Origin of the sequence: Streptomyces boncukensis (assembly GCF_011045075.1) — a bacterium.
Lineage (GTDB): Bacteria > Actinomycetota > Actinomycetes > Streptomycetales > Streptomycetaceae > Streptomyces > Streptomyces boncukensis.
Window position 1 is genome coordinate 1 of sequence record NZ_JAAKZZ010000419.1, and the last position, 6,632, is coordinate 6,632.

Here is a 6,632-nt window from a genome sequence, read left to right on the forward strand (position 1 = left end):
GGGCGGGGGTATGTACGAGGGTCTGTAGTCCGGCAGGCGCTGCGGGGCCCGGGAGACCTCGTCCGGCGCCGCGCGGGTGCCCCCGGGCGTGCCCTCGGCCGTGCAGCCGACGGCCGCACCCGCCCCGAGCAGCAGCGCCGCGCCGGCCGCGCCCGCGCGGTGCGTCCGGCGGCGGGCGTGCCCCGGTTCCGCGGCTGTTCCCGGTGCCTTCACTCTCCCAGTCATCCGCATCCCCTGGAGACTCCCTTAGGATCTACGGACCCATCACTGCCCACCCGGGCGGCTCGCGAACCGGCCGTCCCCCAGGGGAAGCTGTGAGGAAGGTCCCAGGGGCCGCACCCCCACCTCTCGCAGGCTGCTCGCTACAGTCCGTGCCGATACGGGGGGCCGGACACCCGTGACCCTGCCGTACGGCCGCACGCAACCGAGACGCCCGAAGAAGCACGCAGACGCACGGAGGATCCAGACCATGGCACGCCACTCCGAATCCGGGCAGCCCATCGAGCCGGTCTACGGGCCGGACGCGCTGCGCGCCTGGTCCGCCTCCGAGAAGCTCGGCGAGCCCGGCGCCTACCCCTTCACCCGGGGCGTCTACCCGACGATGTACACCGGGCGCCCCTGGACGATGCGGCAGTACGCGGGGTTCGGCACCGCCGTCGAGTCCAACGCGCGCTACAAGCAGCTGATCGAGAACGGCACCATGGGGCTGTCCGTCGCGTTCGACCTGCCCACCCAGATGGGGCACGACAGCGACGCGCCGCTCGCGAGCGGCGAGGTCGGCAAGGTGGGCGTCGCCATCGACTCGATCGAGGACATGCGGGTGCTCTTCGGCGGCATCCCGCTGGGCGAGGTCTCGACGTCGATGACGATCAACGCCCCGGCCGCGCTGCTGCTCCTGCTCTACCAACTGGTCGCCGAGGAGCAGGGGGTGGACCCCTCGCGGCTCACCGGGACGATCCAGAACGACGTCCTCAAGGAGTACATCGCGCGGGGCACGTACATCTTCCCGCCGAAGCCGTCGCTGCGGCTGATCGCCGACATCTTCAAGTACTGCCGGGCGGAGATCCCCAAGTGGAACACCATCTCCATCTCCGGCTACCACATGGCGGAGGCGGGCGCGACGCCCGCGCAGGAGATCGCGTTCACCCTGGCGGACGGCGTGGAGTACGTGCGCACCGCCGTCGCGGCCGGGATGGACGTGGACGACTTCGCGCCCCGGCTGTCCTTCTTCTTCGTCTCCCGCACGACGCTGCTGGAGGAGGTCGCCAAGTTCCGTGCGGCGCGCCGGATCTGGGCCCGGGTGATGCGCGAGGAGTTCGGCGCGAAGAACCCCAAGTCGCAGATGCTGCGCTTCCACACGCAGACGGCCGGAGTGGCGCTGACGGCGCAGCAGCCGGAGGTGAACCTGGCGCGGGTCACCGTCCAGGCGCTCGGCGCGGTGCTCGGCGGCACCCAGTCGCTGCACACCAACTCCTACGACGAGGCCATCGCGCTGCCCACCGACAAGTCGGCGCGGCTGGCGCTGCGCACCCAGCAGGTGCTCGCCTACGAGACGGACGTGACGGCGACGGTGGACCCCTTCGCGGGGTCCTATGTCGTCGAGTCCATGACAGACGATGTGGAGGCGGCGGCCGTCGAGCTGATGCGCCAGGTCGAGGAGCGCGGCGGGGCCGTGACCGCGATCGAGCAGGGCTTCCAGAAGAGCGAGATCGAGCGCAGCGCGTACGCCATCGCCCAGGAGACGGACAGCGGCGAGCGCGTCGTGGTCGGCGTCAACCGCTACCAGATGGCCGAGGAGGAGCCGTACGAGCCGCTCACCGTCGACCCCGCGATCGAGCAGCAGCAGGCCGAGCGGCTCGCGAAGCTGCGTGCCGAGCGGGACGGCGCGGCGGTGGAGGCCGCGCTGGAGGCGCTGCGCAAGGCCGCCTCGGGGGACGAGGAGAACGTCCTCTACCCCATGAAGGACGCCCTGCGGGCGCGGGCGACCGTCGGCGAGGTCTGCGATGCGCTGCGCGAGGTGTGGGGCCGCTACGTGCCCACCGACGCGTTCTAGGGAGCCCCGCGCCCCGCGCGGGCCCGCGTCGAGGCCCCGTCAGGGGCGCGGGGAACTGCGCGCCCAGCCGATACGCGGCCGCAGACCGCGAAGCACGGGCAGGGGCTGCCCCTTCCCGCGCGCTGCGGAGTGCCGGTGCGATGTAGCTGGGCGCGCAGTTCCCCGCGCCCCTTCGGGGCTCCCGAAACGGGAGTCACTCCTGGGCTGGGGCATACGTGCCGAAGCTGCACAGTTGACTTCGTGACAGACCCCACTGACAGTCACATCCCGGGGGTCTCCGGCCAGCGCTCGGACCAGCGCTGGTCCGCCTCCAGCTGGGCCGCCAGCGAGAGGAGCAGCGGCTCGCTGTCGGCGGGCCCGAGCAGCTGCGCGCCCAGCGGCAGCGGGCGCGCCCCCGGAGCCGGCGCCGCCATGCCCGCCGGGACGCTGACCCCGGGCCAGCCCAGCACGTTCCAGGGCCAGGCGTACGGGCAGTGCGCGATCATCGTGCGGTCCGTCCGCCAGCCCGACAGCTCGGCCAGCGCGCCGACGCGGGGCGGCGGGGTCGCGGTGGTGGGCGCCAGCACCACGTCGTAGCGCCGGAAGATCCGCCCGACGTACCGGCGCAGCGGCCCCTCCGCGGCACGTGCCGCGTGCAGCACCGGGCCGCCCAGCAGCCGCCCGGTGCGCACCGCCTGCCGGGTGCGGGGGTCCAGCAGCTCCGGGTCGGGCACCCGGGCGGCCCACTCCCGGAGGCCGCTGGTGGCCCGCGGGACGAAGGTGAGCCCGATCGGGCCGTAGCTCGGGTCGGCCTCCTCCACCGCGTGCCCCAGCGCCGCGAGCCGGTCCGCCACCCGCCGCACCGCCGACTCCACGACCGGATGGAGCCGCTTCGGGGTCGCGGTGAAGGCCATCCGCGTGGACAGCGCGATCCGCAGCCGCCCGGGGTCGCGCCCGACGGCGGCGCGTACGTCGACGTACGGCGGCCGGTGCAGATCGCCGGGCGCGTTGCCGCCGACCGCCTCCAGCAGCAGCGCGGCGTCCCGCACCGTGCGGGTCAGCGTGCCGAACACGGTGATCCCGTTGAACGCCTCCGGGTCCGGCCAGGTGGAGATCCGCCCGCGCTGCGGCTTCACGCCGATCAGCCCGGTCCAGGCGGCGGGGATGCGGACCGAGCCCGCGCCGTCCGAGCCCAGGGCCGCCGGGACCAGCCCGGCCGCCACGGCAGCCGCCGCGCCGCCGGACGAGCCGCCGGGGGTGTAGTCGGGGTTCCAGGGGTTGCGGGTGACGCCGAAGGCGCGGCCCTCGGTGAACGGCCACTGCCCCAGCTCCGGACTGTTCGTCTTGCCGACGACGACCGCTCCGGCGGCGCGCAGCCTGCGCACGGCCTCCGCGTCCGCCGTCTTGCGCGGGAAGTCCCCGGCGCAGCCGAACGCCGTGGGCTCGCCCGCGACGTCCGTGTCGTCCTTGACGGCGACCGGCACCCCGAGCAGCGGCCGCCGCTCGCCGCGCTCCAGCGCCCGGTCCGCGGCCTCCGCCTCGGCCGGCGCGGCCTGGTCGCGGACCACGCGGAAGGCGTTGAGCGTCGGCTGGGCCGCGGCGATCCGATCGAGCGCGCGCTCGGTCAGGGCGCGGGACGACACCTCTCCGGAGGCGAGCGCCGCCGCCTGCGCTGCGAGCCCGGCGGTGCTGACGGCGGTGGGACCGAGATCAGTGGACACGGGCACCTCCTGTGGTCACTGTCCACTGTCCACGATCCGCACGCCGGGCGAAACCGGTCGGTAACCAGAGGGGCGCGCGGTCAGTGGTCCCGCAGCCACCCGGTGACGTCCGCCGGGTCCGTCGTCACCACCGCCAGATAGCCGTCCGGGCGGACGAGGTAGAGCGCGGGGGAGGCGTAGCCGTCCGCCGCCCGGAGGGTGTGCACCCGCACCTCGGGTCCGCCCTGCGGCCGCTCGGAGGGCGCGGCGGACAGCTCGGCGGGCGGCGCCGCGCCGCCCAGGGCCAGCAGGGTGAAGTGCGGGCCGCGGAAGACGTCGAAGAGCCGCCCCGCGCCGCACGGCGCGTCCGGCGCGCGGTCGCCCGGCCGCAGCGCTCCGCCCGGGGACGCGGACGCTACGGGGGAGAGCGGGCTGTCGCGGTAGGCGAGGTCCAGCTGGTGGGTCTCCGGCTCGCGCCGCGCCCAGAAGCCGCGGTGCAGCCGGGTGCTCAGGCCCAGCATCGCGGCGGCGAGCGGGGCGCGCTCCGCCTCGTACGTCTCCAGGAGCGCCGCGTCGGCGCCGCCGTGCAGCACCCGGGCCAGCTTCCAGCCGAGGTTGTAGGCGTCCTGCACGCTCGTGTTGAGTCCCTGGCCGCCCGCGGGGGAGTGGATGTGCGCCGCGTCGCCCGCCAGGAAGACACGGCCCTCGCGGAACCGGTCGGCCAGCGCCGCGTTCGCGCGGAACTGCGAGGCGTACAGCACCTCCTTGACCTGGTCGGCCGCCAGGTGGGTGCGGGCGGCGACGAGTCCGGGGATATCGGCGTCGGCGGACGCGCGCTGCGCGATCAGCTGGAAGGCGTCCGTGCTCGGCAGCGGGCACAGCGCGAGCATCGCGCCCTCCGGCTGCTCCCACACGTGCCAGCGCTCCCGGTCCAGCCCGGCGACGCGGACGTCCGCGATGCGCGTCGGCTCGGCGGAGAGGGTCTCGCCGTTCATCGGGATGCCGAGCGCGGACCGCACACTGCTGCGCCCGCCGTCCGCGGCGACCAGATAGCGGGCCCGCACGGACGGCTCCGGCCCCCCGGCGGCGAAGTGGGCGGTGACGCCCTGCGCGTCCTGGGTGACTCCGGTGAGCTCCCTGCCGAACTCCACCTCGCCGCCCAGCTCGCGCAGCCGCTCGTACAGCAGCTCCTGGGTGCGCCACTGGGGCAGCATCCACGGCTCGCCGTAGGGCGCGCCGGGGCGCGGGCCGCCCCGCTGGACCAGGTCGAACTCGTCCCCGGGCCGGCCGTCCTTCCAGCGCAGCATGGGCGGGTACGGACTGCCGTCGCGCAGCACCGCGTCCACGATCCCCAGGTCGTCGAAGACCTCCAGGGTGCGCGGCTGGATGCCCTTCCCGCGCGAGCCGGGGAAGAGCCCGTCGGAGCGCTCGACCAGGCGGACGCGCACGCCGCGCCGCGCCAGCTCGCAGGCGAGCGTCAGCCCGGTGGGCCCGGCGCCCGCGATCAGGACGCCGCAATCCCCGTGCTCTCCGTGCTCCCCGTGCTGCTCTTTAACGCTGTTAAGTGATGTCATGCGCCGAGGGTGCGCTTAACGGCGTTAAACTGTCAAGCGGAGACACGGAGGAAAGGGACAGGGAGGAGTGCGGTGGCGACACGCCTGGACCGCGCGCAGGTGGTGGACACCGCGCTGCGGCTGCTGAACGAGGTCGGGCTCGAAGGGCTCACCCTGCGACGGCTCGCCCAGGAGCTGCACGTCCAGGCGCCCGCGCTCTACTGGCACTTCGCCGGCAAGCAGGCCCTGCTGGACGAGATGGCCACCGCCATCCAGCGCCAACTGGACGAGAGCGCCGGGCACCCGGAGCCCGGCGCCCCCTGGCAGGACTGGTACCGGGAGTCGTTCCGGCTGCTGCGCCGCGCGCTGCTGCGCTACCGCGACGGCGCCAAGGTCTTCGGCGGCACCCGGCTGACCAGCGTCGCGCACGCGGCACGCCAGGAGGAGCAGCTGCGCCTCATGACGGACGCCGGCTTCACCCCCGGCGCCGCCGCCCGCGCCCTCTTCCTCGGCTACACCTTCACCATGGGCTTCGTCACCGAGGAGCAGGCCGTCCACCCGATGCCGGACGAACGGGCACCCGGTTACGACATCGTGGACCGCGTCGCACGACTCGCCCCCGAGCACCCGCTCGCGGCCCAGGTGAGCACCGACCTGTTCGCGGACTACCCCGCCAGGTTCGAGGAGGGGCTCGCCGCCGTGACCGCCGGAGTGGAGGCCACACTGCTGCGGCGCGGATGACGCGGCCGTCCGGGCCCGTGTCCCCGGACGGTCGCCACCGCCGTGCCGACCCCCGTGTGCGGCCTCCGGCATCCCCCGTTGGTTACCCCGCCGCCCGGTTCCTCCCGGGCGCTCCCAGCGTCTCGTGGCGGCCCTGCGCGCCACATCGCCCCACGGTGCCGGATGTACTCCGCCGGACGGCGGAGTACGTATGTGCGGAAATGCGACCCAGGTCGCCCCCGCCCTTGCGGGGCGCCTTACCCCAGGGTCGCCCGCTTCAGGGCGCGGGCGCGGCGCGCCACTCGCCGCACGGCGGGGTTGCGCGGCACGAAGGCGAACTGCCGGGGCACGGACCCCGGAAGGGCCAGCGAGGTGAGGCGGCGCCGCTTGAAGTAGCGCCGCACCTCCCCGCCTCCGCTTCCGCTGCCGCCCGCGCCGTCCAGCCGGGCGGCGAGAAACCGCTCCACCTCCGGCCGCAGCTGCGGATAGATCCGCGGTTGCATGCAGAAGCCCACCGCCCGTACCAGCCCGTCCAGTTCCTCCGGCGCCACGGCGGCGCCGGACTCCCCGGACGTCCCGGGCCCCTCGGACCTCCCGGACCCCCCGGGCCCCTCAGACCCCCATGCC

At 74.8% G+C, this 6,632-nt stretch carries 4 protein-coding genes and 2 pseudogenes; 2 read left to right on the forward strand and 4 right to left on the reverse strand.

What is annotated here, in order from left to right:
* Window positions 1-225 (reverse strand): annotated as a pseudogene (locus G5C65_RS28530) (hypothetical protein); the annotation flags it as partial.
* A 244-nt stretch (window positions 226-469) separates the two neighbouring features.
* Between G5C65_RS28530 and G5C65_RS28535 the strand changes: the two are divergent.
* Window positions 470-2,053 (forward strand): acyl-CoA mutase large subunit family protein, encoded by a 1,584-nt coding sequence (locus tag G5C65_RS28535; protein ID WP_165301918.1) that lies wholly within the window; start codon window positions 470-472, stop codon window positions 2,051-2,053.
* A gap of 260 nt (window positions 2,054-2,313) precedes the next feature.
* Here G5C65_RS28535 and G5C65_RS28540 read toward each other — a convergent pair whose 3' ends face one another.
* Both G5C65_RS28540 and G5C65_RS28545 read right to left on the reverse strand, forming a co-directional pair.
* Entirely contained in the window at window positions 2,314-3,753 is a 1,440-nt protein-coding gene (locus tag G5C65_RS28540; protein WP_165301919.1) for an amidase, read from the reverse strand.
* Window positions 3,754-3,833: 80 nt separating this feature from the next.
* Window positions 3,834-5,306, reverse strand: a complete 1,473-nt coding sequence (locus tag G5C65_RS28545) for an FAD-dependent monooxygenase (protein ID WP_165301921.1) — start codon at window positions 5,304-5,306, stop codon at window positions 3,834-3,836.
* Between the two features lie 72 nt (window positions 5,307-5,378).
* Between G5C65_RS28545 and G5C65_RS28550 the strand changes: the two genes are divergently transcribed.
* Complete coding sequence (locus tag G5C65_RS28550; RefSeq protein ID WP_165301923.1) at window positions 5,379-6,026, forward strand: TetR/AcrR family transcriptional regulator C-terminal domain-containing protein; 648 nt, start codon at window positions 5,379-5,381, stop codon at window positions 6,024-6,026.
* A 236-nt stretch (window positions 6,027-6,262) separates the two neighbouring features.
* On the opposite strand, the pseudogene G5C65_RS28555 reads toward G5C65_RS28550, so the two are convergent.
* Window positions 6,263-6,632 (reverse strand): annotated as a pseudogene (locus G5C65_RS28555) (hypothetical protein); the annotation flags it as partial.